Here is a 24,768-nt window from a genome sequence, read left to right as displayed (position 1 = left end):
TTCCCTGATCGCTTAGCCGCTCTGCAAGTGGCACCCGGCCTTGCGTTTGCCGGCGACATACTCATCGATGAGTTGCCGGTAGCGCACCTTGCCGAAGCTCGGGAAATGGCCGCCATGCACGACCGAGACGTCGAGGTCGCGCATCGCAAGCAGCGTCTCGACATAGTCGTCGATGTCGGAGTGATAGACGTCGTCGATCAGCGGCCCGTCATAAACGATGTCGCCGGACAGCAGGATGCCGGTCTTTCTCTCATAAAGCGCGATCCCGCCGGGCGAGTGTCCAGGTGTGTGGATGACCTCGAAGGCGCGGTCGCCGAGGTCGACCACATCGCCATGCTCGAGCAGCCGGCCCGCCGGCGCGGGCAGGATGCGGTAGCGCGCCGTATCCCAGCCCACCGGCGCGCCGTCGAACATCTCCTCATTGGCGTAGCGGTCCGCCACCGTCCATTCATTGCGTGGATCGGCAAGGATTGCCGCTTCGGCGGAGTGCACGCAGCGGTCCGGGAATTCGTGATGGCAGCCGATATGGTCGAAATGCGTGTGGCTGGCGACGCAAGTCAGCTTGCGCTCGCTCACCAGCGGCACATGGTGTTTCAGGCTGAAATGGCCGAGGCCGGTATCGAACAACAGGTCGCGGTAGCGCCCGCGAACATGCCAGATGTTGCAGCGAAAGAACGGTTTTATCCACGGCTCATGGATGAGCGTGATGTCGTCGCCCATGCGGATGGTTTCGTACCAGTCCGGAGCCTCGATGACCGGGAGCGTGCCCATGGATCAGTCCGCCAGCAGGATGATGTCTTGAACGTTGCACGAAACCGGGATCGTGTCGCCTGCCCGGACGGTGGCGGAAGCGGGCACCTTGGCGATGAATTGTAGCGCGGTATCCTGCGTCGAGATGGCCAGCACACGCTTGAAGCTGCCCTGGAAGACGACATCGCCGACCTTGGCCGTGCCGAGCGCGACATCGCTCTTCGCTTCGCCGAGGGCGATATGCTCGGGCCTGATGGCGAGCGTGACCTTGGCGCCGGCAGGTGATGCACCTGGCAGTGAAATCGACCCCAACGCCGTCGAGGCCGTGACGATCCCGTTCCTCGCCTCAGTCACGGTGCAGGCAAGAATCGTGCTCTCGCCCATGAAAGTGGCGGAAAAGCGCGTCGCGGGCCGCGCATAGACGCGCTCGGGCGGACCTTCGTCCTCGATGCGGCCGTCATTCATCACCACGCAATGATCGGCCAGCGCCATCGCTTCCTCCTGATCGTGCGTGACATGGATGAAGGCGGTGCCGACGCGCTTCTGGATCGCCTTCAACTCATCCTGCATCTGCCGGCGCAGTTTCAGGTCCAGCGCGCCGAGCGGTTCGTCGAGCAAAAGCACCGCCGGCTCGATGACCAGCGCGCGGGCGAGTGCCACGCGCTGGCGCTGCCCGCCGGAGAGCTGATGCGGCTTCTTGTCGAAGGCGGCCGCCAGCCCGACGAGGGCAAGCGCCTCGCGCGCCTTGGCCGCCCGGGTCGCGCCGTCTACGCCTTGCATGCGCAGCCCGAAGCCGACATTACTGCCGACGCTCATATGCGGGAACAGCGCGTAGTCCTGGAACACCGTCGTGGTCGGGCGCTTCGCCGGCGGCACCGCGGTGCAATCCGCGCCGCGGATGAACACCTTGCCCTCGCTTGGCGTGACGAAGCCGCCGAGGATCGAAAGCAGCGTCGTCTTGCCGGAACCGGATGGTCCGAGCAGGATCGTGTAGCTGCCGGGCTCGATCGCCAGCGAGACGTTCTTCAGCACCGATAGCTGGCCGAAGCGATGCGAGACATTGCGGATATCGACCAAGGGCGCGCTCATGCCGGCTTTCTCCGCAACAGCGTCAGCTCGAAAAGCACCACCAGGACGATGGAGACGGCAAAGACCAGCGAGCCGACGGCATTGGTCTTGGGATTGAGGCCGGAACGCAGCAGGTTCCAGATCTCCACGGGCAGCGTCGTCTCGAAGCGGGTGAGCAGAAAGGAGATGACGAACTCATCCCAGGAGAAGGTCATCGACAGGAAGAAGCCGGCGAAGATCGCCGGCGCCATGACCGGCACGGTGATCATGAGCAGCACCTTCCACTCGGCGGCGCCGAGGTCGCGTGCGGCGCGCTCGATGTTGATCTGGTGGTCGCCCATCTGGCTGTAGATGATGGCAAAGCAGAGCGGCAGGTTGATCACGACATGGCCGATGCCGGCCGCGAGCAGCGATTTCGGCACACCGGCCCAGTTGAACAGCACCAGCAGGCCCATGCCGATGATGAGATAGCTGACGGTCAGCGGCAGTGTGATCAGGCCGCGCAGGATGGCCGAGCCCGGCAGCACGAAGCGGGCGAAACCCCAGGCTGAGAGGAAGCCGAGCGTGACGGAGGCAAGCGAGGAGAGCACCGCCACAAGCAGCGAGTTGAGGAGCGCCGAGGTCAGCCTCGCATCCGACAGCACCGCCTGATACCAGCGCAGCGACGGGCCGGTGAAGGGCGGGATCGGGAAAGACGTGGCCTGCAGCGAGAAAAGCACCAGCACGATCACCGGCAGGAAGATGAAGCCGTATATCGCGATGGCGTAGACCCAGGCGGCGAGGCGGATGGCGGCGCGCATGGTCAGGCCCGCTCGATCTTCAGCCAGCGGGCGCAGGCAAGATAGGCGATGGTCACCACAGCCATCAGGATGATCGACAGCGCCGAAGCCAACGGGAAGTCGCCGCGGCGGCCGATCTGCATCATGACGAGCTGCGGCATGACCAGCTCGTTGTTGCCGCCGAGGATCTGCGGCGTGATGTAGTCGCCGATGCAGACCACGAAGGTGAGGAAGGCGCCCACCATGATGCCGGGCAAGGTCAGCGGCAGCACCACATGCAGGAAGGTGCGTACCGGCCCGGCGCCGAGATCGGCGGCAGCCTTGCGGTAGCTCGGGCTGAGCTGTTTCAGATTGGCGAAGATCGTCAGCGTCAACAACATGACGAAGAAATGCACGAAGCCGGTGACGGTCGCGAAACGCGTGTTGGCAAGCTGGAGCGGCTCGCCGATCAGGCCGATACCGGTAAGCGCCCGGTTGATGACGCCGTTCTGCGCCAGCACCAGCAGCCAGGAATAGGAGCGCACGACATAGGAGGTCCAGAACGGCAGCACGGCCAGCATCAACGCCAGCCGCTGCCAGCGTTCCGGCACCATCTCGGCAAGAATCCAGGCAAAGGGATAGGCAAGCAGGATCGAAATGACGGTGACGATCGCCGTCACCTCCAGCGAGTTCACCATCGCCCGCCAGTAGGACGCGTCGGTGAAGAACTGGCTGTAATTGGCCAGCGTGAAGCCGCCGCCTTCATGCGCCGTCAGGCTGGAAAACCCCATGGCGATGAAGGGCAGCACAAAGAAAGCGCATGTCCATGCCAGCGCCGGCGTGACCAGCGCCCAGGGCAGGGCACGCGACTTGTTTCCCGCTGATGTCATCGGCCGGTTTACTGCGCCTGCAGCATCTCGGTCCACATATCCTGCATCTTCTTATCGAGATCGGCGTTCGGCGCCGGATAGGCCTGGGCGCGGGCAAGGAAGCCGGGCTGCTCGTCAAAGCGCAGGATCTTCTTCTGATCATCAGTCAGCGCCGCCTTCTTGTTCGAAGGCATGCCCCAGTAGCAGGAAGAGGTGGCAAGCCGCGCCTGGCCCTCGGGGCTCAGGATGTATTGGATGAATTTCAGCGCCATGTCCTTGTTCTTGGAATCCTTGAACATGGCGAGCGACTGTGACCAGAGCACAGCACCTTCCTTCGGGATCGAGAAGTCGAGCGCCGGATTTTCCTTGGCGAGCCCCGCCGTCACCCATTCGCCGCCGCCGACCAAGATATCCACCTCGCCGGTGGCAAGAGCCGTCTGGCTGGCGGTGACCTCGCCGACCAGCTTGGCATTGGCCTTCATCTTGAGCAGCTCGGCTTTGAGGGCAGGAAGGTCGGCCTCGGTGAGGTCGGCCGTCTTCTTGCCGATGGCCAGAGCGGCCATGCCGATCACCGGCAGGTAATAGTCGTAGATCGCGACCTTGCCCTTGTATTTGTCGCTGGTGAGCGAGGCCAGCGACTGCATGTCGGCCGGATCGACCTTGGTCTTGTTGAAGCCGATCGTGTTATAGCCGAACTTTTCGGTGATGCCGTAGCGCTTGCCGTCGACGATGGTGGACTTGTCCATCTTCACTTCGGGGAAGAGGTCGGCGAAGGGCAGCTTGTTCTCGGGCAGCGGCTCGAACAGGCCTTTCTCGACGCCGCGCGGCACGTCGATGCTATCGATCACCATCACGTCCCAGTCGCCGGGCTGCGACTGGTCGACGATGGCCAGCCCCGCGCCGGTGCCTTCGAATTCCTTGACGTTGACCTTGACGTTGTTGGCTTCCTCGAAGGGCTGCAGCAGCGCCGGATCGGAATGATCGCACCAGATCAAAGCGTTGAGATCGGCGGCCTGGGCAGCACTGGCTGCGAGCACCAACGCGGCTGTCGCGCAGGCCGCTACGAGATAAGACTTCAGGGTGAAATGCGGAGTCCGGGCGGTGATGGTCATCGAGTGTTCTCCCTGCCTTGCTGGCTTGTTGGAAGAAAAGTTGAACCAATTCTAAAATTGAGTCAATTATGATTTTGTGGCAGAGAGGCCGATATGAGCGGATTGCGCGAACGGCAGAAGGCGGACCGGCACAGGCGCATCATCGATGCGGCGACGGAGTTGTTCCGCGAGGCCGGCTACGAAGGCGCCAAGATCGAGGCGATCGCAGCGCAGGCCGAAGTCTCGATAGGCACGATCTACAACTACTACCAGAACAAAGGCGACATTCTCGGCGCCATCGTGTCGATGGAAGTGAACGAGGTGTTGAATGCCGGGCGAGGGGTGGTGGCCAGCCCGCCCGCCAATGTCGGCGACGCGCTCGACACTTTGATCGGCATCTATATCGAGCACTCGCTGAATTATCTGAGCAAAGAGATGTGGCGCCAGGCGATGGCGATCTCGACGCAACTGCCTGACAGCCCCTTCGGCCAGGCCTACACCGCCCTCGACCGGGAACTGACCAGGCAGATCAGCGCGCTGATAGTCCGCCTCCAGGAGCTCAGCCTGGTGCGCTCGGACATCGACGGCCCGGCGGTGGGCGAGCTGATCTTCAACAACATGAACATGATGTTCATCGAGTTCGTGAAGCGCGACGAGGCAAAGATACCGGAACTGCGCGCGGCGATACGAAGGCAGAACAGGGTGCTGGTGGCTGCGGTTGGGGTGTGAAGCGAAATCGCTGCCGCCGAAGCGCCCCTAACGGTTGATCAGCCACAGGATCGCCGAGACCACGACGCTGATCAGTATTCCCGTGGTGATGGGAACGTAGAGCCTGAAATGCTCGCGCTCGATCACGATATCGCCTGGTAGCCGGCCAAGGCCGATCCGGCCCACCCAAGGCCATAGCAGACCTACGGCAACCAAACAGAGACCAACGATGATCAGGGTTCGCGACATGCTTCCCCGCGTCTGCGTCACGCCACTAGCGATTATAACCGGCGTGCTCAGCCGCGTGCGCTCGCGAACAGCGTTTGTTCGAAGGGCATTGCGGGCGTCTCCGCTACAGGATGGTGCCCCCGGCAGGGATCGAACCCGCGACCTTCGGTTTACAAAACCGCTGCTCTACCAGCTGAGCTACAAGGGCACGGCGCTCCGGTAGCACATTTCGTGCGCCAGTAAAGACAAAACTCCGTTTTGGGCTGCCAATGGATGCCGTGGCTTGGCCGGCATGCTGAAAAGCGGCGCGCCGCTTCCTACATCTCAGTCAGGTGCAATAGCATCGAACCGGGTGCCGCATGATCAGATTCGTCATTATCCTGCCGCTCATCGTCGTGACCTGGCTTCTGCTGGTGAAGGTCATCAGCGATCTGAAGAAGGCCAACATCGACTGGACCGGCGTCGCCACCTTCATCGGTTTCATCGTGCTGGCCTTCTGGCTGAGGCACGTGACGAGGATGGGGTGAAAGAGAGCGAGTAGCGAATAGTGAGTAGCGAATAGGGGATTTGCATTCAGCATGTCCCCGCTTTCCCTACTCGCTATTCGCTACTCCCTATTCGCTCAATCCCGGCGAAAAAAATCGCGAAAATATTTCGAACCTTTTTCCGGGCCGCAGCGACAGACGATCAAGAGGCGGATGGTTCGCCTCTCCACCGAAACAGGAGATCGTCATGTTCAAGCGCACCATCGTTTCCGGCCTCATCGCCGCCACCGTCGCTGCCGGCTCGCTCGTCGGCACCGTCCAGCCCTCGGCCGCCCACGACCATCATCACCGCCGCGAGCTCGGCATCGGCATCGCCGCCGGCGTCGGCGGTTTCGTTCTCGGCAGCCTGCTTGCCCAGCAGCAGCCCCGCAGCGTCTATGTCGAAGACGACGGCTACGACTCGATCCACGTCCGCCGCTGCTATGCCCGCTACGCCAGCTACGACGAGCGCACCGACACCTATATGAGCTACGACGGCCCGCGTTATTGCAGGCTCTAGGAGAGAGCTGAACAAACGGCTGGAAAGAGGGGCTGCCCGCAGCCCCTTTTCTTGCGTTGAGCATTCGCCTGATTGGCTTGATGTGAAGCGAACGGCATTTCGGCCTCCAGCAATTCAGGAATTGGGCTTCAGCTCCGGCATTGACAATCCCGCCGCCTTGCAGGCGCCGATGACCGAAACGTCATTTATCGCAACCAGTTCAAAGCTGTTTCCGGCATCGGGATAGATCTTGCCGATGAATGGCTCGCTGCCGCCGGGAGAGCCCTTGTCGTCGACATAGCCGCACGCCACCACTTCGTGGCGGCCGTTCAACGTGCGTTCTCCGGCGAGCATGGTTCCGAACCTGGCAGCGATGGGGTTCTTCAAATGCTGGCGGACGCCGGCGGTGATGATCTCTTCCATCGCCAGCGATATCGGGACGGGATCGACCAGCGGGTTGCTGCTGGGGCTGGCTATGGGCTCGACCGGCGGTGCCGCCGCCATGCATCCGCAAAGGGAAGCGGCGGATAGGAGGTAAAGTGTTTTCCGCATCCGTGCCCTTTGGCATGCATTCCGACGCCGCGGCAAGACCGGTCAAGTCCGGCGTCCGTCCTGGTATGGCCGGCCTGCCTGGCTGAGCAACCAACGATGTACAGCGATTTTGCAAGCGTTTAGTCTGGCTTTGACGGCAATCGAGGGGAGGGTCGCTTGAACAATCAGGATCCTAGGGACGAACGGGTCGAACCGGTTTTCCGCAACGGCACCATCACAATCGTCGGCATCCTGCTGGCGTTCTCGCTAGGCTTCATCACCCATTGGGCGGCCAACCCCATCCCATGGCAGACCTACCATCTGATTGCCGTGGTGCCGATCCTGGTCGGCATTGCGCTGCAGATCCGGGCGCTGGCCATTCTGCTCGACATCAAATCCTTGCAGCGAAGCATTCATGACCGCGCCAGTCGGATATTCCTCGCCGGCCTCATTTTCGCGGCCTGTGGCGTCGCGCTGGCCATCCTGCTCGATTTCTTCGACATATCGGCAAAGAGCGCATTGCCGGGCGCGTCTTAGCTAGTAGGCTTTCACGCCGCCGATCATCTTCGTCACCTCGACCGCGGCGTCGCGCACCAGCGGACCGATCTCGGCCAGCCGCTCAGGCGTGACCCGCACCGTCGGTCCGGACACCGAAACGCCGCCGAGCGGCTCGCCGAACTCGTTGAAGATGGCGGCGGCCACGCAGCGCATGCCGGGGTGGCGCTCCTCGTCGTCGACCGACCAGCCGCGATGCTTGATAACGGCCAGATCATGGGCAAGCGCCGAGATGTCGGAAAGCGTCTTGTCGGTGTAGCGCTGCAGGCCCGCCTTGCGCAGTATTGCCGCGACCCGTTCGGGCTCGAGATGCGCCAGCACCGCCTTGCCGATGCCGGAAGCATGGAACGGGCTGCGCGTGCCCGGCCGGAAAAAGGCGCGGATCGCCTGGTGCGTCTCGACCTGGCTGACGAAGACGACGCAATCGTCCTCGGCGACGCCGAGATTGGCGGTCTCGCCGGTCTTTTCCATCAATTCCTGCATGACGATGCGGGCGCGGTCGACCAGCTTGCGCCGGCGCAGGAAGGCTGCGCCCATGCGGTAAGTCTCGACGCCGACCGACCAGAGCTGATCGGTCGTATCGAACTCGACCATCCCGTGGTTTTCCAGCGTCGTCAGCATGCGGTAGGCGGTCGAGGCGGCAATGCCGCTTTGCGCCGCGATCTCGCTCAGCGACAAGCCGCTGGCCTCGGCGACGATGGCCAGGATCCGCAGCGCCCGGTCGAGCGACTGCACCGAGGCCGCTTCGGATGGGCCGTTGAAGGCGCGCGGCCGGCCGCGCTGGCGTTTTTCCGTCGTTTCCATACCGGCCATTCTCGCCGATTTGACATCGCATGCAATGAAAAAGTTTTTCAGTAGTGGCCATGAGCGATTTTTTGGAAAAGGAAAAGTGAAGCGAAATCAGACGATAACGGCGGTTTTCTAGAAATGAAAAAATATTCTGAAAAAATTGAAAAATCGAACGCACACTGGCATTCTCAAGCCAACCAACGAAATGGAGGCTTGCCATGGCCAGGATGCGCGCTGTCGACGCTGCGGTTCTCGTTCTCGAAAAGGAAGGCATCACCAATGCCTTCGGCGTTCCGGGCGCGGCGATCAACCCGCTCTATTCGGCGCTGAAGGCGCGCGGCACCATCCGCCATGTGCTGGCGCGCCATGTCGAAGGCGCCTCGCACATGGCCGAAGGTTATACGCGGGCCAAGGCCGCCAACATCGGGCTCTGCATCGGCACTTCCGGTCCGGCCGGCACCGACATGATCACCGGCCTCTATTCGGCCTCGGCGGATTCGATTCCGATCTTATGCATAACTGGTCAAGCTCCACGCGCGCGCCTCAACAAGGAGGATTTCCAGGCCGTCGACATCGCCTCGATCGCAGCACCGGTCGCCAAATGGGCCGTCACTGTCATGGAGCCCTACCTGGTGCCGATGGCGCTGCAGAAGGCCTTCCATCTGATGCGCTCCTCGCGGCCCGGGCCGGTTCTGGTCGACCTGCCGGTCGACGTGCAGCTTGCCGAGATCGAATTCGACATCGACGCCTATGAGCCGCTCGCTCCCTTCAAGCCGGCGATAACGCGTGCCCAGGCCGAGAAGGCCCTGGCGATGCTCAACGAGGCTGAAAAGCCGCTGATCGTCGCCGGCGGCGGCATCATCAACGCCGACGCTTCCGATCTTTTGATCGAGTTCGCGGAAGTCACCGGCGTGCCGGTTATTCCGACCTTGATGGGCTGGGGTGCGATCCCCGACGACCACCGGCTGATGGCCGGCATGTGCGGCCTGCAGACGTCGCACCGCTACGGCAATGCGACGATGCTTGAGGCGGACTTCGTCTTCGGCATCGGCAACCGCTGGGCCAACCGCCACACCGGCTCGGTCGACGTCTACACCAAGGGGAAAAAATTCATTCATGTCGACATCGAGCCGACGCAGATCGGCCGTGTCTTCGCGCCGGATCTAGGCCTCGTCTCGGATGCGGGCGCCGCGCTGAAGATCCTGCTCGACGTCGCCACCGAATGGCGCACGGCCGGCAAACTGCGCGACTGGTCGGGCTGGGCGAAAGAGTGCCAGCAGCGCAAGAAGACCATGAAGCGCAAGACGCATTTCGAGCAGGTGCCGCTGAAGCCGCAGCGCGTCTATGAGGAGATGAACAAGGCGTTTGCCCGCGACACCACCTATGTCACCACGATCGGCCTGTCGCAGATCGCCGGCGCGCAGTTCCTGCATGTCTACAAGCCGCGCAACTGGATCAATTGCGGCCAGGCCGGCCCGCTCGGCTGGACACTGCCGGCGGCACTCGGCGTGCGCGCCGCGGATCCGGATCGCGACATCGTCGCGCTTTCCGGCGACTATGATTTCCAGTTCATGATCGAGGAACTGGCAGTCGGTGCCCAGCACAAGCTGCCTTACATCCACGTCGTCGTGAACAACGCCTATCTCGGCCTCATACGCCAGGCGCAGCGCGGCTTCTCGATGGATTATGAGGTGAGCCTCGCCTTCGAGAACGTCAACCGTGCAGGCGATCCGGAGGCGGGCTACGGCGTCGATCATGTCGCGGTGGCGGAGGCGATGGGCTGCAAGGCGGTCCGCGTGACGAAGCCCGAGGAATTCGCCGGCGCGTTCAAGGAGGCGCAGCGGCTGATGAAGGAGCACCAGGTTCCGGTCGTGCTGGAATTCATCCTCGAGCGCGTCACCAACATTTCCATGGGCACTGAAATCGACAAGGTCACCGAATTCGAGGAGCTTGCCGAGCGCAATGAGGATGCGCCGACGGCCATCATGATGTTGGATTGAGTTCAGGCGGACGAAGGAGAAAAGAATGCCGCGTTTTTCAGCCAATCTTTCGATGCTCTTCGGCGAGCACGAGTTCCTTGACCGTTTCGATGCCGCTGCCCGCGCGGGCTTCAAGGGCGTCGAATATATCGGCCCGTATGAGCATGCCCCGGATGTCGTGGCGGCGCGGCTGAAGAAGAACGGCCTGACACAGGTTCTGTTCAATCTGCCGGCCGGCGACTGGGCAAAGGGTGAACGCGGGATTGCCGTGCTGCCGGACCGCGTGCCGGAATTCCGCCAGGGCGTCGCCAAGGCGATCACCTACGCCCGTGTGCTGGGCTGCGAGCAGATCAACTGTCTTGCCGGCATCGCGCCGCAGGGCGCCGACCGCACGGCGCTGGAAGACGTCTTTGCCGAAAACCTCGCCTTCGCGGCCGAGAAGCTGGAGCAGGCCGGCATCAGGCTGCTGATCGAGCCGATCAACACCCGCGACATCCCGGGCTTCTTCCTGAACTATTCCGACCAGGCTCTGGCGCTGATCGATCGCGTAGGCTCGAAGAATATCTTCCTGCAATACGACATCTACCACATGCAGATCATGGAGGGGGATCTCGCCCGTACCATCGAGGCCAACCTCGGCCGCATCGCGCATATCCAGCTTGCGGACAATCCCGGCCGTCACGAGCCGGGGACGGGCGAGATCAATTATCCCTTCCTCTACGACCACATCGACCGCCTCGGCTATTCCGGCTGGATCGGCGCCGAATACAAGCCCAAGGCAGGGACCGAGGCCGGGCTTGGCTGGTTCAAGGAATTCGCCGGGCAGGGGAGCGCGGCGGCTTAAGAGCTTCCTTCTCCCCGTCTCAATACGGGGAGAAGGTGCCGGCAGGCGGATGAGGGGCAGCGCCGGCCTTCGATGAGTTAGAACAAGCTTTCAGGAGCAACACCAATGGAAACCATCGGTTTCATCGGCCTCGGCATCATGGGCGCGCCGATGGCGGGGCATCTGCTCGATGCCGGCTACACGGTCATCGCCAGCGACCATCGCTCCAAGCCGCCCGCCGACCTCCTCGCCAGGGGCCTAAAGACCGTTTCTGGCCACAACGCCGTGGCCAAGGCCGCCGACATCATCATCACCATGGTTCCCGACACGCCCCAGGTCGCCGACGTTCTGTTCGGCGAGAGCGGCGTCGCTTCCGGTCTCACCAAGGGCAAGCTCGTCATCGACATGAGCTCGATCTCGCCGATTGCGACAAAGGAATTAGCCAAGAAGATCAACGAACTCGGTTGCGACTATCTCGACGCGCCGGTGTCGGGCGGCGAGGTCGGCGCCAAGGCGGCCTCGCTCACCATCATGGTCGGCGGCGAGGAAAAGGCCTTCGAGCGCGCCAAGCCAGTGTTTGAGAAAATGGGCAAGAACATCACGCTGGTCGGTCCGAACGGGGTCGGCCAGACCACCAAGGTCGCCAACCAGATTGTCGTCGCGCTGACTATCGAAGCGGTCGGCGAAGCGCTGGTCTTCGCCTCGAAGGCGGGCGCCGATCCGGCGAAGGTCAGGCAGGCGCTGATGGGCGGGCTCGCCGCCTCGCGCATCCTCGAAGTGCATGGCGAGCGCATGATCAAACGCACCTTCGCGCCCGGTTTCCGCATCGAGCTGCACCAGAAGGACCTCAACCTGGCGCTGGAAGGCGCCAAGGCGCTCGGTGTGTCGCTGCCCAACACCTCGACCACGCAGCAGCTCTTCAATTCCTGCGCCGCCAATGGCGGCGCCAAGGAGGATCACTCCGCGCTGGTCAGGGCGCTGGAGCGGATGGCGGGGCATGAAGTGGCGAAGGCGAATAGCGAGTAGGGAGTAGCGAATAGGGGGTGCGGGGCCGAAGGATCGTGTCCCGAATATTCGCTATTCGCTATTCGCTACTCCCTACTCGCTATGAATTTCCTCGCCGCATAAAGGCTCACCGCCGCCGCGTTCGAGACGTTGAGCGAGTGGATGGCGCCGGGCATGTCCAGGCGGGCGAGCGTCGTCACCGTCTCGCGCGTTTTCTGGCGCAGGCCCTTGCCTTCCGCGCCCAGCACCAGCGCGATCCTCTCGCCGGCGAAGGTTTTCTCCAGTTCGGCCGGCCCTTCGGAATCGAGCCCGATGGTCTGGAAACCGGCCTCGTGCAGCTGTCCCAGCGCATCGGCGAGGTTCTTCACCTCGATCTGGTCGATATGCTCGAGCGCGCCGGAAGCGGATTTCGCCAGCACGCCGGATTCCTGCGGGCTGTGACGGGCGGTCGTGATCAGCGCGCCGGCACCGAAGGCGACGGCGGAGCGCAGTATGGCGCCGACATTGTGCGGATCCGTCACCTGGTCGAGCACCAGCACCAGCTTAGTGTCGCCAAGCGCGTCGAGACGCTTCGGCTTGAGCGGCTCGGCCTCGATCAGCACGCCCTGATGCACGGCGTCCGATCCGGTGATCCTGTCGATGTCCTTCGGTTCGACCAGCTCGGCCTTGAAGGGCAGGGCGGCAAGGTCGCCGATCGCCAGCCGTTCGGCGGCGTTGCGCGTCACCAGCATCCTCCTGATCTTGCGCCGCGGATTGTCGAGCGCAGCCCGCACGGTATGCAGGCCGTAAAGCCGCACCAGCCCGTCGGCGGCAGCCTCGCCCGGCGGCACCGGCTGGCGCGGCCGGAATGCCGGCGGCCCGCCCGCCTTCTGGTCGCGATGCGCGCGCCTCAGCTTGGCGTAGTGGGTGTCCTTGCGCGTGCCGGACTTGTTGCTTTTATCGTCGCTCATGGCGGCCTCTATAGCCGTCCCGTCCGGCTAAGGATATGGGCTGGCCAAATGAATGCCGAACATCCTCGAAAAACCCTGGCCGCGCCGGTTGACACCCACCGGCCTTGCCGCCATAAGGCGCTTCGCTGATTTCGGAGAAGATCTTACTCGGGCTCCGGATCGGCGGAAATGCCTCGTTGCATGGCTCCGGCGGCAGACTGGAGAGGTGCCCGAGTGGTTAAAGGGGACGGACTGTAAATCCGTTGGCTTAGCCTACGTTGGTTCGAATCCAACCCTCTCCACCACTGCCGGCCCGGAAGCCCTGAAACGAACAAGTCTCGGACCGAAAATTGCATGGCACTTTTCGGATGAATCCGGTACCTCAGTGCAAGGCGCGGGTATAGCTCAGTGGTAGAGCAGCAGCCTTCCAAGCTGAATATGCGGGTTCGATTCCCGCTACCCGCTCCAGATTTCTTCCCGCGAATCCTCAAATGAAACGCCGCGCGCCGTGGCACGCGGCGCGCTAGCAGGCCACTTCCCTAGCTGTTGAAGGCTGAAACGACCTGATGGTGCTGCGGGATTTGGCCGTTCGGCGTCAGCTTGTCGACGATGCCGGGCAGCGCCGTGGAGAGCTGCTGCAGCAATTCCTGCTCGCTCATCCCGGTGCGCTGCGCGATCTCGCGGATCACCGAGGGCCCAAGCGCCGAGCCGAGATCACCCGGGTTGATCGGTTTGTTCTGGCCGGTGCCGACCCAGGAGTCGGCGACATTGCCGTGGCCAGCGTTCTTGAGCTTGTCGAGCAGGCCGCCGAGACCGCCGAGCAGGCCGCCATCGGCGGACACGTCAGTTCCCGCAGGCGTCGGCGCCGGCGCTTGCGGCGCGGCCGCCTCTTCGCTTCTGCCGCTCAGCATCTTGCCGACCAAAAGCGCGCCGAGCGCGATCATCAGGGGTTTGGTGATGTTGCCGCCCGGAACGGCATTGTCGAAAAGGCCCATAATGGATCTCCTTGTCCAGCCAAGTCCGCCCGGCCCCAGAATGGCGCAAACAGGCAGAATTTCAAGCTGACTTGAGCTTTTGACAATCATGTGACCATGATGGCGCGGCGGGGGAATTTTGGAGGGAATTATGGGCATCATCAGCTGGATCATTCTCGGCCTTATCGCCGGGTTCATCGGCAGCAAGATCGTCAACAAGACAGGCCAGGGCATGATCATGGATATCGTGCTCGGCATTGTCGGCGCCATCGTTGGCGGGTTGATCTTCAGCGCCTTCGGCTCGTCGGGTGTCACCGGTCTCAACATCTGGAGCCTGATCGTGGCCGTGATCGGCTCGATCGTCGTGCTTTGGGCCTATCACCAGATTTCCGGCAAGCGCACGCTGTAGAAGGCCAGGGATCAGCCAGTAGGCTGCTGGAGATCGACCCGGTCGGGTCGACCCAGGCTGGAGGCGCGCCGTCAGGCGACCATGGCCAGCCGGCGTTTTCTTTCGTCGAGCGAGACGATGGCGAGACCGCTGGCTAGCACCAGCAGGATGCCGCAGACCGCGAGCGCGTTAGGAAATTGTCCGAACACCAGCAGGCCCGAAATGACCGCCCAGACGGTGAAGCAGTAATAGAAGGGCGCGACCGCGCTTGTCGGCCCGACCCGGTAGGCCATGAAGATGAAGAAATGGCCGAAGATCAGGAACAGGCCGGCTCCGGCGATCAGGAGCAGATGATGTCCTTCGGGCATTACCCATTGTTCGGAGACGAGATGCGCCGCGCCTGAGCCGGCCAGCACCACCACGACCGCGGAGATGGCGACGATCATGCCCGGCACTTCGGCGCCCACCTTGCGCCCGGCAAGGTCGCGCACCGCCGCGAAGGCGGCGTTGCCGAGCGCCAGCAGCGCATAAACCGAAATGCCCTGCATGGTCGGCTGCGCCACCATGAGCGCCCCGACAAAGCCAAGGCCGATCAGCGCCATGCGCGTGGCGCCGATCTTTTCGCCGAACAGCATCGAGGAGCCGACCAGCACGATGAGCGGCGTGACTTGCCCGAGCGCGGTGGAATCCGCGATCTGCATGTTGGCTAAAGCGACGACGTAACACAGGATCGCCAGCAGCTCGAACAAGTTGCGGCGCAGCACCTTGCGTTCGAAGAGCAGGGGGATCTGCCTGGCATAACCCAGCATCAGAAGCAGCGGCACGCCCCACAGCGTGGCGGCAGCACCCCGCAACAGGAGAACTTCATAGGGTGGCAATCCGACGGTGGCGAGCTTCATCATCGTGTCGTTGACGAGGTAGGACCCCGTCGAGACGATCATAAACAGCGGGCCGCGGATATTGGATGGAATGAACTGCATCCGGCGAACAAGATCAGAGCGGCGTCGTGGCGGCAATGGGCCAGCCCGGAGCCTTTGATTTTACATGTGGCAGCCCTATATCCGCGCCATATCCCACCGAAATCGACCATTGGTTCGGGTCGAGCAAGAATCCGCTCAGCCACAAGGTACTTGTGTTTTTCAGCCGTTGTCGCTAATCGCCCCGCATTCGACTGAACTGAAGGTCAAGGCCGTCCAAGGAAAGAGACTATGGCAAAAGGTAAATTCGAGCGCACCAAGCCGCATGTGAACATTGGCACGATCGGTCACGTCGATCATGGCAAGACGTCGCTGACGGCGGCGATCACGAAGTATTTTGGCGAATACAAGCGCTATGACCAGATCGACGCGGCACCTGAAGAGAAGGCGCGCGGCATCACGATCTCGACGGCGCATGTCGAGTATGAGACGGCCAACCGTCACTATGCCCATGTCGACTGCCCCGGCCACGCCGACTATGTGAAGAACATGATCACGGGTGCCGCGCAGATGGACGGCGCGATCCTGGTGGTTTCGGCCGCCGACGGTCCGATGCCGCAGACCCGCGAGCACATCCTGCTTGCCCGCCAGGTCGGCGTTCCTTCGATCGTGGTGTTCCTGAACAAGGTCGACCAGGTCGACGATGCCGAGCTGCTGGAGCTGGTCGAGCTCGAGGTTCGCGAGCTTCTGTCGAAGAACGAGTTCCCCGGCGACGACATTCCGATCGTCAAGGGTTCGGCGCTGGCTGCGTTGGAAGATTCCAACAAGACCATCGGCGAGGACGCCATCCGCGAGCTGATGGCGCAGGTCGACGCCTATATCCCGACGCCGGTTCGTCCGCTGGACAAGCCGTTCCTGATGCCGATCGAGGACGTGTTCTCGATCTCGGGCCGCGGCACGGTTGTGACCGGCCGCGTCGAGCGCGGCGTGGTCAAGGTCGGCGAGGAGCTGGAGATCGTCGGCATCCGTCCGACCACCAAGACGACCTGCACGGGCGTTGAGATGTTCCGCAAGCTGCTCGACCAGGGCCAGGCCGGCGACAACATTGGCGCGCTGCTGCGCGGCGTCGACCGTGAAGGCGTGGAGCGCGGTCAGGTTCTGGCCAAGCCCGGCACGGTCAAGCCGCACAAGAAGTTCGTGGCCGAAGCCTACATCCTGACCAAGGACGAGGGCGGCCGTCACACGCCGTTCTTCACCAACTACCGTCCGCAGTTCTACTTCCGCACGACGGACGTGACGGGCATCGTGACGCTGCCGGCCGGCACCGAGATGGTGATGCCCGGCGACAACATCACCGTCGACGTCGAGCTGATCGTGCCGATCGCGATGGAAGAGAAGCTGCGCTTCGCCATCCGTGAAGGCGGCCGCACCGTCGGTGCCGGCATCGTCGTCACCATCAAGGAATAATCGATCCGGCTTTTGCCGGTTCGACAAGGAAAGGGCGGTCTTCGGGCCGCCCTTTTGTTTGAAGCAGTGCTGCCAAGCCCTTTTCAATTCTGTTGCAACCACCGGCGCCGCAACTAGTATGGTTGCACCGAGGGGCTTGCGAGACGTGGTTTCCACATTCCGTTCAAAGACCATGCGGTGTTGGCGCGGGCTGCTTCGGCTGGGATTGGCCGCCGCGATGGGGCTGGCCGCCTTCGGCGCCGGCGCAAAGGAAGAGCCGCCGGACTACGGTCCGACCATGCGCTTCGTCGTGGTGCGCAGCAGCGCGCCGGGCTGCGAGCCGAACTGCCCGGAATGGATCTCCGCCGAAGGCACGATCGAGGCCGGCACGCCGGCGCTACTGAAACGCCTGCTGAAGACGCTCGGCGGGCGGCAATTGCCCATCGTCGTCAATTCTCCCGGCGGCAACGTCGATGCCGCGCTCCAGCTTGGCCGCATGGTCCGCAAGAACAAGCTCGATATCGCGGTCGGCATCACGGAATTTTCCGGCTGCTCGCCGGGGACGAAAAATTGCCGGGACAATGACGGCAAGGGTCAGCCCTATTCCGGCGTCGCTTACGACAGCGGTGCGATGTGCAATTCGGCCTGTCCGCTGATGTTTGCCGGCGGCATCCACCGCGTCGTCGGCGAATGGGCCTATCTCGGCGTCCATCAGATCACCACCACCTACCAGCGCGAAAAACTGCTCTACCGCACCACCTACCGGGTTGTGAACGGCAAGAAGAAGATCATCGGCACCAGGATCGTCAGCCGCAAGAATGCCGGCAGCTACAAGACCTATGAGATGAGCAAGGCGATCGAGAAGCGGCTGTCGGCCTATTTGAAGGAGATGGGCGTCGAGCAGGGCGTGCTGGGCGTGATGAAGGCCACACCTGCCAGCGACATCAGGCAGATCGAGCCCGACGACATGCTGGAGATGAAGCTCGTGACCAGCCTCGATTCGCTCGATCTGCTGACCGAGAGAACCATTTGCCAGCGCCATCCGGCACCGGCGAATTGTCGCGAGATTCCCGCGAACGGCGCGCCCGTCGCGGTCGCGGCAGTAGAGGCCGGACCTTCTTATACAGCGCCGGCGCCGCAAGCCCACGAACAGCAGATGCGTTTCGTTCTTGTTCGCGGCAGCAACACGCTCTGCAATCCCGATTGTCCGGAATGGATTTCGGCGGAAGGCACGATCGCCGCAGATACGGCCGACAAGCTGCGCCAACTGCTCGACACGATCCGTGAGCGCCGGTTGCCGGTCGTAATCAACTCGCCGGGTGGAGATGTGCAGGCTGCGCTCGCCGCGGGCAGGCTGATCCGCGAGCACGGCTTGGATATCGCGGTCGCCCGAACGGATTTTCTCGACTGCGATCCGGGCGCCGTGGGGTGCGTCGCGGCCGACGGTCTCCATGCCGGGCTCACCATAGATGCCGGCGCCGAATGCGACGCCGCCTGCGCGGTGATGGTCGCCGGCGGCGTCCGGCGCCTCGTTGGCGCCGGTGCGCACTTCCTCGTGCATTCCATGGGCATGGAAGACAAGGTCGGGGCCTATCTCGACGAGATGGCGGTCGGCTCGGGCTTTTTCGCCGCCATGCAGTCGGCCGAATATGCAAAGCACAGGGAACTCAGCCGGGACGAACTGAAGACATTCGGGCTGACGACCGGACCGCAATCGGTGGACGCGCTGACGGGCGCCACCATTTGCAGATCCGCACCCAGGCCGGACAATTGCCGGGCTCTTCCGTCCGCCGATGCCGAGGCGAAGGCGCCGGCGAAGCTGTAGATCAGGATGACGTTTCGGTGAATCGCCATCCTGATCTAACTCTTTGTTGGAGCATGATCTTCTCCGAAAACCGGTTTCCACTTTTTGCATTCGCTGACCTTCGGTTCGGGATCATGCTCTAGCTGCGCACTGGCCATCGAGGCAGGTTGAGCGGGGCAGGGCGCTGCCGCTATCTTGCTGTATGCACAGGGAGGAGCGGCGATGAGCGAGGACATCCCGACTTTGTACGAATGGGCCGGCGGCAGCGAGGCGCTGAACCGGCTGACCCGGACCTTTTATGACAAGGTGGCGGCGGATCCGGTCGTCGGGCCGGTGTTCAGGATGATGTCGCCGGATCACCCGATGCATGTCGCCGCCTTCATCGGCGAGGTCTTCGGCGGCCCGAAGACCTACAGCGAGAAGCATGGCGGCCATCGCGAGATGGTGATGCATCATCTCGGCAAGCATCTGACCGAGGAGCAGCGCCGCCGCTGGATCAATCTCCTTGCCGACGCGGCGGATGAGGTCGGCCTGCCCGATGACCCCGAGTTCCGCTCGGCCTTCATGGGCTATGTCGAATGGGGATCGCGGCTGGCGAAGATGAACTCGAATCTGGGCGAGACCTGCGATCCCGAGACCGAGCCGATGCCCGCCTGGGGCTGGGGCGTGCCGGGCGGGCCATACAAGCCGCCGGCCGGCAAGTCCTAGGCGCGGGGGTTGTTTGGCGAGCGCGATCGGTCGCCGGCGGTAATGGAATCCAGATTTCCGGCAAAGGGTTTCAAAACCACTGCAGAGTGCTCTTTACAGAGCGCACGGAAGCTTTTAGGAAGCGCCTGCGCCGAACAAGCGCATGCACGGGCATAGCTCAGTTGGTAGAGCGGCGGTCTCCAAAACCGCAGGTCGTAGGTTCGAGCCCTGCTGCCCGTGCCATTCCTTCAAGAGGGCAGGTATCTGGCAACCAAGAGGGCAGGTATCTGGCAACCGCCCTCTCGATCGCCGAAATCAGCCTTTTCTTCCGCCCGTCTGCCGGCCCTTGAGGTCATCTACCTGCCGGCCCGTGTCGCGGGCCTGTGAGTGGCAAAATCGTTGCGCCTTAAGACCAACGATGTAAGGTTTCGTCCCTAGCGCTTGACTGCAACCGCCGTTCTTAGGCCGCCAAGCAGGGATGTAACTCTCCCCTTTCTTGACGCAACGTAGGTGGCGGGTCTTGATAGCCAAGGGCGCAAAGAGCGGCACCTCTTTCTGGTGGGAGGACAAAAATGCATCCCCTGGTCATCGACGCGAAGCCTCAACCTATTTCGATTGATCTTGCTAACGCCGCAGTTCTCGTCGTGGACATGCAGAATGACTTCGGCTCGCAAGGTGGAATGTTCGACAGAGCCGGAATCGATATCTCCGGGATTCAACGGGCTGTCGGCCCTACGGCCAGAGTAATAGCTGCCGCTCGCGGTTTGAGAGTGCCGGTTATCTATCTGAAGATGGGGTATCATTCCGACCTCTCGGACCTCGGAACATCGGACGCCCCCAATCGTCTCCGACATCTCCAGATCTTTGGGGTCGGTGAGAGCATCACGGCCCCGGATGGCAGCGAGAGCCGGATTCTGATCCGCGACACCTGGGGAACGGATATTGTTAACGACCTCAAGCCAGAGGTAGGGGATGTGGTCGTCTACAAAACGCGGTTCAGCGGTTTCTACGAGACCGAACTCGATTCTGTTCTGAAAACCGCAGGTATCAAACACCTCATCGTGACAGGATGCACGACCAGCGTGTGCGTGGAATCGACAATTCGGGATGCCTTCTTCAGGGACTACCACTGCACACTGCTGACGGATTGCACCAGCGAGCCCATCGCCTGGGACGCATCAAGGAGCAATCATGAAGCCTCGATCACGCTCGTGCAGATACTCTTTGGATGGACATCGACGTCCGACGATTTCCTGAAGGCGATCGAGGAGCGAGTTCAGGGACGTCTTGAACTAGCCGAATGAGCTGAGGAGGCGGCGTATCGCCACGAACCGCGCCTTCTCTTCCGGTAGCCACATCGTCGACCCGAACCCGTCAAGATCTCCAGCCGACGGACCGGTTCCTCGCTCCTGGATCTAAGCTCAATCTCTGAAATCGTCATATGCGAGACCTTCAAGGCTCCGCAGCGGCCGCTCCGCGGTTGAAAATCGGCGGAAGGCTTGCCATATGGCAGGAATTGGGGCATAAGCCCCGTATAGCCGGGACGGGACGACTGGATGGTTCCGAGGCGGCGTTGAGACATAAAGCGGACCCTTGCCACTTGCGTGGATTAAGAATCGGTTTTATGTAGACAAGACAGACACGCGACGCGTGGAGCTGGGAAGCCGGCTTTACGCGTCTGATTTGCGTGGGTGAAATAGCGGCGCTGATTCGCGCCGCATGGAGCCCAGGCGGCACGTCCCGGTCAGCGGGATCATCCAGGAGGCCCGGCCAACGGGTCTCGAAAACAGGCGGCGCATGGCTTCGAAAACCACTAATCCCTTCACCTTTCTCCAGCAGGTTCGCGCGGAGACGGCCAAGGTGACATGGCCTTCGCGGCGCGAAACCATGATCTCGACCGTGATGGTCCTGATATTCGCGGTGATCGCGACGCTGTTCTTCTTCGCTGCCGATATTCTGATGGGCTATGCGATCGAGTGGATCCTGGGTCTCGGGCATTAATTCGGCGGATTACGGAGAGGTCGTGAAATGACTGCGCGGTGGTATATCGTCCACGCCTATTCGAACTTCGAGAAGAAGGTCGCCGAGGACATCGAGAACAAGGCCAAGCAGAAGGGCTTGTCCGGGGACATTGAGCAGATCGTGGTCCCGACCGAGAAGGTCGTCGAGATCCGTCGCGGCCGCAAGGTCGATGCCGAGCGCAAGTTCTTCCCGGGCTACGTGCTCTTGAAGGCAAATCTGACCGACGCCGTGTTCTCGCTGGTCAAGAACACGCCGAAGGTCACCGGCTTCCTGGGCGACTCCAAGCCCGTGCCGATCACCGAGACCGAGGCGCAGCGCATCCTGAACCAGGTCCAGGAAGGCGTCGAGCGGCCGAAGCCTTCGGTCACCTTCGAGATCGGCGAGGCGATCCGCGTTTCGGACGGTCCTTTCGCGTCGTTCAACGGCGTCGTCCAGGAGGTGGATGAGGAGCGGGCTCGCCTCAAGGTGGAAGTTTCGATCTTCGGGCGCGCTGTGCCCGTCGATCTGGAGTTCGGGCAGGTCGAAAAGGGCTGATCCGCATACCCGCGCCCGAAAGGGCGTCGGGATACCGCGCCGCAAGGCGTCGGAAGGCGGCGTGAACAGACGTCGCATGAACGGGTGGGAGGCGAAGGCGGCATAGCCGGCCGTCGGAACCGCACCACCAGACTGCAACCGCCGCGTTTCCCGGATAACGGGGCCGGCATGAGAAAAGGCAGGAATAGAGATGGCTAAGAAAGTTGCAGGCCAGCTCAAGCTCCAGGTTGCCGCGGGCTCGGCCACGCCGTCGCCCCCGATCGGCCCGGCGCTTGGTCAGCGCGGCATCAACATCATGGAATTCTGCAAGGCGTTCAACGCGCAGACCCAGGAGCTCGAGAAGGGATCGCCGATCCCCGTCGTCATCACCTACTACCAGGACAAGTCGTTTACCTTCGTCATGAAGACGCCGCCGGTGAGCTACTTCCTGAAGAAGGCCGCCAACCTGAAGTCGGGCTCCAAGGAGCCGGGCAAGGTCAAGGCCGGCACGATCAGCCGCGACAAGGTGCGCGCGATCGCCGAGCAGAAGATGAAGGACCTGAACGCAAACGACGTCGAGGCGGCCATGCGCATGGTCGAGGGCTCCGCCCGCTCGATGGGCCTGGAAGTGGTGGGCTAAGATCATGGCAAAGATTGCAAAGCGTGTTGCCAAGAGCCGCGAAGGCATCGATCCGAACAAGGCTTACGCCCTCAACGAGGCGCTGCAGCTGCTCAAGGACCGGTCCGCGGTGAAGTTCGACGAGACCGTCGAGATCTCGATGAACCTCGGCGTCGATCCGCGCCATGCCGACCAGATGGTCCGCGGCGTGGTCAACCTGCCGAACGGCACCGGCCGCTCGGTGCGTGTCGCCGTGTTCGCGCGTGGCGACAAGGCCGAGGAAGCCAAGGCCGCCGGCGCCGATATCGTCGGCGCCGAGGACCTTGTCGACATCGTCCAGAAGGGCACGATCGATTTCGATCGCTGCATCGCCACGCCGGACATGATGCCGCTGGTCGGTCGTCTGGGTAAGGTTCTGGGCCCGCGCGGCATGATGCCGAACCCGAAGGTCGGCACTGTGACCACCGATGTGGCCGCGGCCGTCAAGGCTTCGAAGGGCGGCGCCGTCGAGTTCCGCGTCGAGAAGGCCGGCATCGTCCAGGCCGGCGTCGGCAAGGTCTCGTTCGACGTCAAGGCGCTGGAAGAAAATGTCCGCGCCTTCGCCGACGCGGTGACCAAGGCCAAGCCTGCGGGCGCCAAGGGCAACTACGTCAAGAAGGTGTCGGTCACCTCGACGATGGGCCCTGGCCTCAAGCTCGACATCGCGACGCTCGCCGCGTCGTAAGTGTCGGCCGATCGGGTAAAGCCGATCGCTAGGGCATGATCCTGAAAAGCGGGAACATGCTCCAGCAAGAAAGAATTCCGGACCGCCGATCCGTCGGCGGCCCGGTATCCCGGAAGCCGAAAGGTTTCCGGATATCCTGTCCGAGATTGCAGGCGGCCCAAAAGCCTTAATTCGATTTGGGCCTGCATGAGACGGGTGAAGACCCGACAAAGGAGCCAAGCTCCAATGAAAGGTTCGAACCGTGTTTGCCTTTTGTCTGCGCACTATCCGGCGTGCCGGCTGGTGTGGCGAAAGGGGGCAGGATCCTCGAGCGTCGTTCGGGAGATCCGTTACTGGATGGCCCGGCCGGCAAAAGGCAACCGACGCCTGACCTCGTCAATGGGGCAGGGGTCAACTGGAGATAGGCAGTGGACAGAGCGGAAAAACGCGAACTCGTCACGGGCCTGAATGATGCGTTTTCAAGCGCTGGTTCAGTCGTCGTGGCCCACTACGCCGGTATCACCGTCGCGCAAATGAACGACCTTCGGTCGAAGATGCGCGCCGCCGGTGGCACCGTCAAAGTCGCGAAGAACCGTCTCGCCAAGATCGCTCTTCAGGGCACGGACTCCGCATCGATCATCGATCTGTTCAAGGGACAGACGCTGGTCGCTTATTCGGAGGATCCGATTGCGGCGCCGAAGGTCGCGTCCGATTTCGCCAAGGGGAATGACAAGTTGATCATTCTCGGTGGCGCGATGGGTGCGACCTCGCTCGACGCCGACGGTGTGAAGGCACTCGCCACACTACCGTCGCTCGACGAGCTGCGCGCCAAGCTGGTTGGCATGATCGCCACGCCGGCTACCCGGATCGCCCAGATCGTCAATGCGCCCGCGGCTTCGGTCGCGCGTGTCATCGGCGCTTACGCCCGGAAGGACGAGGCGGCATGAGGCCGTTCCTCGCTGTCAACAACACACGTTCGAACCTAGTGAAGGAATACAAAAATGGCTGATCTTGCAAAGATCGTAGACGACCTTTCGAAGCTGACCGTCCTCGAGGCGGCCGAGCTGTCGAAGCTCCTGGAAGAGAAGTGGGGCGTTTCGGCCGCCGCTCCGGTGGCGGTTGCCGCTGCCGGCGGCGCTGGTGCCGCTGCCGCTGCTCCGGCTGAAGAGAAGACGGAATTCGACGTCGTTCTCGCCGATGCCGGCGCCCAGAAGATCAACGTCATCAAGGAAGTCCGCGCCATCACCGGCCTTGGCCTCAAGGAAGCCAAGGACCTGGTCGAAGCGGCTCCGAAGCCGGTCAAGGAAGGCGTTTCCAAGGCCGACGCCGACAAGTTCAAGGCTCAGCTGGAAGCGGCTGGCGCCAAGGTCGAGCTGAAGTAAGCCTGTTAGGCGAGGGCGGACGGTCTCGCGCCGTCCGCCCCCTCCCTTGGACTGAGGGAGGGTTCTGTCACGCGAGACGTTTGAAAACCTCTTTCCTGAGGGCCGAAAAGCGGCCCTCCGGAAACGGGTTTTCTCCCGTTTTAGCCGGTAGCCGCCAAGCGATTGGCCCAAGAAATTGGCAGGGGCGGCCGGAAAAACAGATAGGGG

The 24,768-nt window shown here is 62.5% G+C and carries 28 protein-coding genes and 4 tRNA genes; 20 read left to right on the top strand and 12 right to left on the bottom strand.

Translation table 11 applies throughout. The annotated features are described in order from the left end of the window. Positions 1–12: 12 nt before the first annotated feature. The 5 genes from LB520_RS21450 to LB520_RS21430 are packed head-to-tail and all read right to left on the bottom strand — an operon-like array spanning position 13 to position 4,557. On the bottom strand, positions 13–771 hold the full coding sequence (locus tag LB520_RS21450) for an MBL fold metallo-hydrolase (RefSeq protein ID WP_224639033.1): 759 nt from the start codon (positions 769–771) through the stop codon (positions 13–15). Positions 772–774: 3 nt separating this feature from the next. Continuing rightward, on the bottom strand, positions 775–1,839 hold the full coding sequence (locus tag LB520_RS21445; protein ID WP_224639031.1) for an ABC transporter ATP-binding protein: 1,065 nt from the start codon (positions 1,837–1,839) through the stop codon (positions 775–777). After that, entirely contained in the window at positions 1,836–2,618 is a 783-nt protein-coding gene (locus tag LB520_RS21440) for an ABC transporter permease (RefSeq protein WP_095767592.1), read from the bottom strand. Before LB520_RS21440 ends, LB520_RS21445 begins: the two co-directional genes overlap by 4 nt. Before the next feature lie 2 nt (positions 2,619–2,620). Continuing rightward, positions 2,621–3,466, bottom strand: a complete 846-nt coding sequence (locus LB520_RS21435; protein WP_224639030.1) for an ABC transporter permease — start codon at positions 3,464–3,466, stop codon at positions 2,621–2,623. Positions 3,467–3,474: 8 nt separating this feature from the next. After that, on the bottom strand, positions 3,475–4,557 hold the full coding sequence (locus LB520_RS21430; protein WP_224639021.1) for a spermidine/putrescine ABC transporter substrate-binding protein: 1,083 nt from the start codon (positions 4,555–4,557) through the stop codon (positions 3,475–3,477). Between the two features lie 93 nt (positions 4,558–4,650). Here LB520_RS21430 and LB520_RS21425 point away from each other — a divergent pair, with 93 nt between their 5' ends. Next, complete coding sequence (locus tag LB520_RS21425; protein WP_224639018.1) at positions 4,651–5,265, top strand: TetR/AcrR family transcriptional regulator; 615 nt, start codon at positions 4,651–4,653, stop codon at positions 5,263–5,265. Positions 5,266–5,292: 27 nt separating this feature from the next. On the opposite strand, the gene LB520_RS21420 is transcribed toward LB520_RS21425, so the two are convergent. After that, complete coding sequence (locus tag LB520_RS21420; RefSeq protein WP_224608917.1) at positions 5,293–5,493, bottom strand: DUF2905 domain-containing protein; 201 nt, start codon at positions 5,491–5,493, stop codon at positions 5,293–5,295. Positions 5,494–5,604: 111 nt separating this feature from the next. Further along, positions 5,605–5,680 (bottom strand) — tRNA-Thr (locus LB520_RS21415). Positions 5,681–5,831: 151 nt separating this feature from the next. On the opposite strand from LB520_RS21415, the gene LB520_RS21410 reads away from it, so the two are divergent. Together LB520_RS21410 and LB520_RS21405 are read left to right on the top strand one after the other, a co-directional pair. Further along, entirely contained in the window at positions 5,832–5,999 is a 168-nt protein-coding gene (locus LB520_RS21410) for a hypothetical protein (RefSeq protein WP_224639016.1), read from the top strand. A gap of 205 nt (positions 6,000–6,204) precedes the next feature. Then, complete coding sequence (locus tag LB520_RS21405) at positions 6,205–6,516, top strand: BA14K family protein (RefSeq protein WP_140842873.1); 312 nt, start codon at positions 6,205–6,207, stop codon at positions 6,514–6,516. A 114-nt stretch (positions 6,517–6,630) separates the two neighbouring features. Here LB520_RS21405 and LB520_RS21400 read toward each other — a convergent pair whose 3' ends face one another. Beyond that, positions 6,631–6,999: a hypothetical protein gene (locus tag LB520_RS21400; protein ID WP_224639014.1), complete on the bottom strand. Its 369-nt coding sequence runs from the start codon at positions 6,997–6,999 to the stop codon at positions 6,631–6,633. Positions 7,000–7,203: 204 nt separating this feature from the next. On the opposite strand from LB520_RS21400, the gene LB520_RS21395 reads away from it, so the two are divergent. Then, positions 7,204–7,563 carry a hypothetical protein gene (locus LB520_RS21395; protein WP_224639012.1) on the top strand — a complete coding sequence of 120 codons (360 nt, stop codon included), beginning with the start codon at positions 7,204–7,206 and terminating at the stop codon, positions 7,561–7,563. Here the strand turns inward: LB520_RS21395 and bhcR are convergent, their stop codons facing one another. Beyond that, entirely contained in the window at positions 7,564–8,385 is an 822-nt protein-coding gene (bhcR, locus tag LB520_RS21390) for an HTH-type transcriptional regulator BhcR (RefSeq protein WP_140698754.1), read from the bottom strand. Positions 8,386–8,588: 203 nt separating this feature from the next. Here bhcR and gcl point away from each other — a divergent pair, with 203 nt between their 5' ends. The 3 genes from gcl (at position 8,589) to LB520_RS21375 (ending at position 12,198) form a co-directional block, all read left to right on the top strand. Continuing rightward, positions 8,589–10,370: a glyoxylate carboligase gene (gcl, locus tag LB520_RS21385; protein WP_224639009.1), complete on the top strand. Its 1,782-nt coding sequence runs from the start codon at positions 8,589–8,591 to the stop codon at positions 10,368–10,370. A 25-nt stretch (positions 10,371–10,395) separates the two neighbouring features. After that, the gene (otnI, locus tag LB520_RS21380; RefSeq protein ID WP_224639007.1) at positions 10,396–11,193 is read left to right on the top strand and encodes a 2-oxo-tetronate isomerase; all 798 of its coding nucleotides are present in this window, start codon (positions 10,396–10,398) and stop codon (positions 11,191–11,193) included. A gap of 105 nt (positions 11,194–11,298) precedes the next feature. Continuing rightward, positions 11,299–12,198 (top strand): 2-hydroxy-3-oxopropionate reductase, encoded by a 900-nt coding sequence (locus tag LB520_RS21375; RefSeq protein ID WP_224639005.1) that lies wholly within the window; start codon positions 11,299–11,301, stop codon positions 12,196–12,198. A 65-nt stretch (positions 12,199–12,263) separates the two neighbouring features. On the opposite strand, the gene LB520_RS21370 is transcribed toward LB520_RS21375, so the two are convergent. Then, on the bottom strand, positions 12,264–13,127 hold the full coding sequence (locus LB520_RS21370; RefSeq protein ID WP_224639004.1) for a TrmH family RNA methyltransferase: 864 nt from the start codon (positions 13,125–13,127) through the stop codon (positions 12,264–12,266). 199 nt (positions 13,128–13,326) lie between these two features. Here LB520_RS21370 and LB520_RS21365 point away from each other — a divergent pair. After that, positions 13,327–13,411, top strand: a tRNA-Tyr gene (locus LB520_RS21365). An 89-nt stretch (positions 13,412–13,500) separates the two neighbouring features. Continuing rightward, a tRNA-Gly gene (locus tag LB520_RS21360) sits at positions 13,501–13,574 on the top strand. Between the two features lie 71 nt (positions 13,575–13,645). On the opposite strand, the gene LB520_RS21355 is transcribed toward LB520_RS21360, so the two are convergent. Then, a complete protein-coding gene (locus LB520_RS21355; RefSeq protein ID WP_224639002.1) occupies positions 13,646–14,101 on the bottom strand; it encodes a YidB family protein in 456 nt (151 codons plus the stop codon). A 130-nt stretch (positions 14,102–14,231) separates the two neighbouring features. Here LB520_RS21355 and LB520_RS21350 point away from each other — a divergent pair, with 130 nt between their 5' ends. Next, on the top strand, positions 14,232–14,489 hold the full coding sequence (locus tag LB520_RS21350) for a GlsB/YeaQ/YmgE family stress response membrane protein (protein WP_224532368.1): 258 nt from the start codon (positions 14,232–14,234) through the stop codon (positions 14,487–14,489). A 71-nt stretch (positions 14,490–14,560) separates the two neighbouring features. Here the strand turns inward: LB520_RS21350 and LB520_RS21345 are convergent, their stop codons facing one another. Further along, positions 14,561–15,448, bottom strand: a complete 888-nt coding sequence (locus tag LB520_RS21345; RefSeq protein ID WP_140842891.1) for a DMT family transporter — start codon at positions 15,446–15,448, stop codon at positions 14,561–14,563. Between the two features lie 228 nt (positions 15,449–15,676). On the opposite strand from LB520_RS21345, the gene tuf reads away from it, so the two are divergent. The 10 genes from tuf to rplL all read left to right on the top strand — a co-directional run bounded on the left by tuf (position 15,677) and on the right by rplL (position 24,561). Beyond that, positions 15,677–16,852, top strand: a complete 1,176-nt coding sequence (gene tuf, locus LB520_RS21340; protein WP_095765516.1) for an elongation factor Tu — start codon at positions 15,677–15,679, stop codon at positions 16,850–16,852. Between the two features lie 2,005 nt (positions 16,853–18,857). After that, a complete protein-coding gene (locus LB520_RS21330; protein WP_095765527.1) occupies positions 18,858–19,343 on the top strand; it encodes a group II truncated hemoglobin in 486 nt (161 codons plus the stop codon). Positions 19,344–19,489: 146 nt separating this feature from the next. Beyond that, positions 19,490–19,565 (top strand) — tRNA-Trp (locus LB520_RS21325). A 329-nt stretch (positions 19,566–19,894) separates the two neighbouring features. Continuing rightward, entirely contained in the window at positions 19,895–20,626 is a 732-nt protein-coding gene (locus tag LB520_RS21320) for a cysteine hydrolase family protein (RefSeq protein WP_224638997.1), read from the top strand. A gap of 493 nt (positions 20,627–21,119) precedes the next feature. Continuing rightward, positions 21,120–21,323: a preprotein translocase subunit SecE gene (gene secE / locus LB520_RS21315; RefSeq protein ID WP_224638995.1), complete on the top strand. Its 204-nt coding sequence runs from the start codon at positions 21,120–21,122 to the stop codon at positions 21,321–21,323. Positions 21,324–21,350: 27 nt separating this feature from the next. Next, entirely contained in the window at positions 21,351–21,878 is a 528-nt protein-coding gene (nusG, locus tag LB520_RS21310) for a transcription termination/antitermination protein NusG (RefSeq protein WP_140545994.1), read from the top strand. 190 nt (positions 21,879–22,068) lie between these two features. Then, complete coding sequence (gene rplK / locus LB520_RS21305; protein ID WP_095765524.1) at positions 22,069–22,497, top strand: 50S ribosomal protein L11; 429 nt, start codon at positions 22,069–22,071, stop codon at positions 22,495–22,497. Between the two features lie 4 nt (positions 22,498–22,501). Next, positions 22,502–23,200, top strand: coding sequence for a 50S ribosomal protein L1 (rplA, locus tag LB520_RS21300; protein ID WP_224609567.1), 699 nt, complete (start codon positions 22,502–22,504; stop codon positions 23,198–23,200). A 407-nt stretch (positions 23,201–23,607) separates the two neighbouring features. Continuing rightward, on the top strand, positions 23,608–24,126 hold the full coding sequence (gene rplJ, locus LB520_RS21295) for a 50S ribosomal protein L10 (protein ID WP_095765522.1): 519 nt from the start codon (positions 23,608–23,610) through the stop codon (positions 24,124–24,126). Between the two features lie 54 nt (positions 24,127–24,180). Then, positions 24,181–24,561 (top strand): 50S ribosomal protein L7/L12, encoded by a 381-nt coding sequence (gene rplL, locus LB520_RS21290; RefSeq protein WP_059189560.1) that lies wholly within the window; start codon positions 24,181–24,183, stop codon positions 24,559–24,561. Positions 24,562–24,768 lie beyond the last annotated feature (207 nt).

The organism is Mesorhizobium sp. CA12, assembly GCF_020165255.1.
GTDB lineage: Bacteria > Pseudomonadota > Alphaproteobacteria > Rhizobiales > Rhizobiaceae > Mesorhizobium.
The sequence above is the reverse complement of the archived record's forward strand: the minus strand, read 5'-3'. Positions and strand labels throughout refer to the sequence as shown.

Coding starts and splice junctions, on each gene's coding strand:
- LB520_RS21450 (WP_224639033.1), bottom strand. CDS start 771: ATGGGCACGCTCCCGGTCATCGAGGCTCCGGACTGGTACGAAACCATC.
- LB520_RS21445 (WP_224639031.1), bottom strand. CDS start 1,839: ATGAGCGCGCCCTTGGTCGATATCCGCAATGTCTCGCATCGCTTCGGC.
- LB520_RS21440 (WP_095767592.1), bottom strand. CDS start 2,618: ATGCGCGCCGCCATCCGCCTCGCCGCCTGGGTCTACGCCATCGCGATA.
- LB520_RS21435 (WP_224639030.1), bottom strand. CDS start 3,466: ATGACATCAGCGGGAAACAAGTCGCGTGCCCTGCCCTGGGCGCTGGTC.
- LB520_RS21430 (WP_224639021.1), bottom strand. CDS start 4,557: ATGACCATCACCGCCCGGACTCCGCATTTCACCCTGAAGTCTTATCTC.
- LB520_RS21425 (WP_224639018.1), top strand. CDS start 4,651: ATGAGCGGATTGCGCGAACGGCAGAAGGCGGACCGGCACAGGCGCATC.
- LB520_RS21420 (WP_224608917.1), bottom strand. CDS start 5,493: ATGTCGCGAACCCTGATCATCGTTGGTCTCTGTTTGGTTGCCGTAGGT.
- LB520_RS21410 (WP_224639016.1), top strand. CDS start 5,832: ATGATCAGATTCGTCATTATCCTGCCGCTCATCGTCGTGACCTGGCTT.
- LB520_RS21405 (WP_140842873.1), top strand. CDS start 6,205: ATGTTCAAGCGCACCATCGTTTCCGGCCTCATCGCCGCCACCGTCGCT.
- LB520_RS21400 (WP_224639014.1), bottom strand. CDS start 6,999: ATGGCGGCGGCACCGCCGGTCGAGCCCATAGCCAGCCCCAGCAGCAAC.
- bhcR (WP_140698754.1), bottom strand. CDS start 8,385: ATGGAAACGACGGAAAAACGCCAGCGCGGCCGGCCGCGCGCCTTCAAC.
- gcl (WP_224639009.1), top strand. CDS start 8,589: ATGGCCAGGATGCGCGCTGTCGACGCTGCGGTTCTCGTTCTCGAAAAG.
- otnI (WP_224639007.1), top strand. CDS start 10,396: ATGCCGCGTTTTTCAGCCAATCTTTCGATGCTCTTCGGCGAGCACGAG.
- LB520_RS21375 (WP_224639005.1), top strand. CDS start 11,299: ATGGAAACCATCGGTTTCATCGGCCTCGGCATCATGGGCGCGCCGATG.
- LB520_RS21370 (WP_224639004.1), bottom strand. CDS start 13,127: ATGAGCGACGATAAAAGCAACAAGTCCGGCACGCGCAAGGACACCCAC.
- LB520_RS21355 (WP_224639002.1), bottom strand. CDS start 14,101: ATGGGCCTTTTCGACAATGCCGTTCCGGGCGGCAACATCACCAAACCC.
- LB520_RS21350 (WP_224532368.1), top strand. CDS start 14,232: ATGGGCATCATCAGCTGGATCATTCTCGGCCTTATCGCCGGGTTCATC.
- LB520_RS21345 (WP_140842891.1), bottom strand. CDS start 15,448: ATGCAGTTCATTCCATCCAATATCCGCGGCCCGCTGTTTATGATCGTC.
- tuf (WP_095765516.1), top strand. CDS start 15,677: ATGGCAAAAGGTAAATTCGAGCGCACCAAGCCGCATGTGAACATTGGC.
- LB520_RS21330 (WP_095765527.1), top strand. CDS start 18,858: ATGAGCGAGGACATCCCGACTTTGTACGAATGGGCCGGCGGCAGCGAG.
- LB520_RS21320 (WP_224638997.1), top strand. CDS start 19,895: ATGCATCCCCTGGTCATCGACGCGAAGCCTCAACCTATTTCGATTGAT.
- secE (WP_224638995.1), top strand. CDS start 21,120: ATGGCTTCGAAAACCACTAATCCCTTCACCTTTCTCCAGCAGGTTCGC.
- nusG (WP_140545994.1), top strand. CDS start 21,351: ATGACTGCGCGGTGGTATATCGTCCACGCCTATTCGAACTTCGAGAAG.
- rplK (WP_095765524.1), top strand. CDS start 22,069: ATGGCTAAGAAAGTTGCAGGCCAGCTCAAGCTCCAGGTTGCCGCGGGC.
- rplA (WP_224609567.1), top strand. CDS start 22,502: ATGGCAAAGATTGCAAAGCGTGTTGCCAAGAGCCGCGAAGGCATCGAT.
- rplL (WP_059189560.1), top strand. CDS start 24,181: ATGGCTGATCTTGCAAAGATCGTAGACGACCTTTCGAAGCTGACCGTC.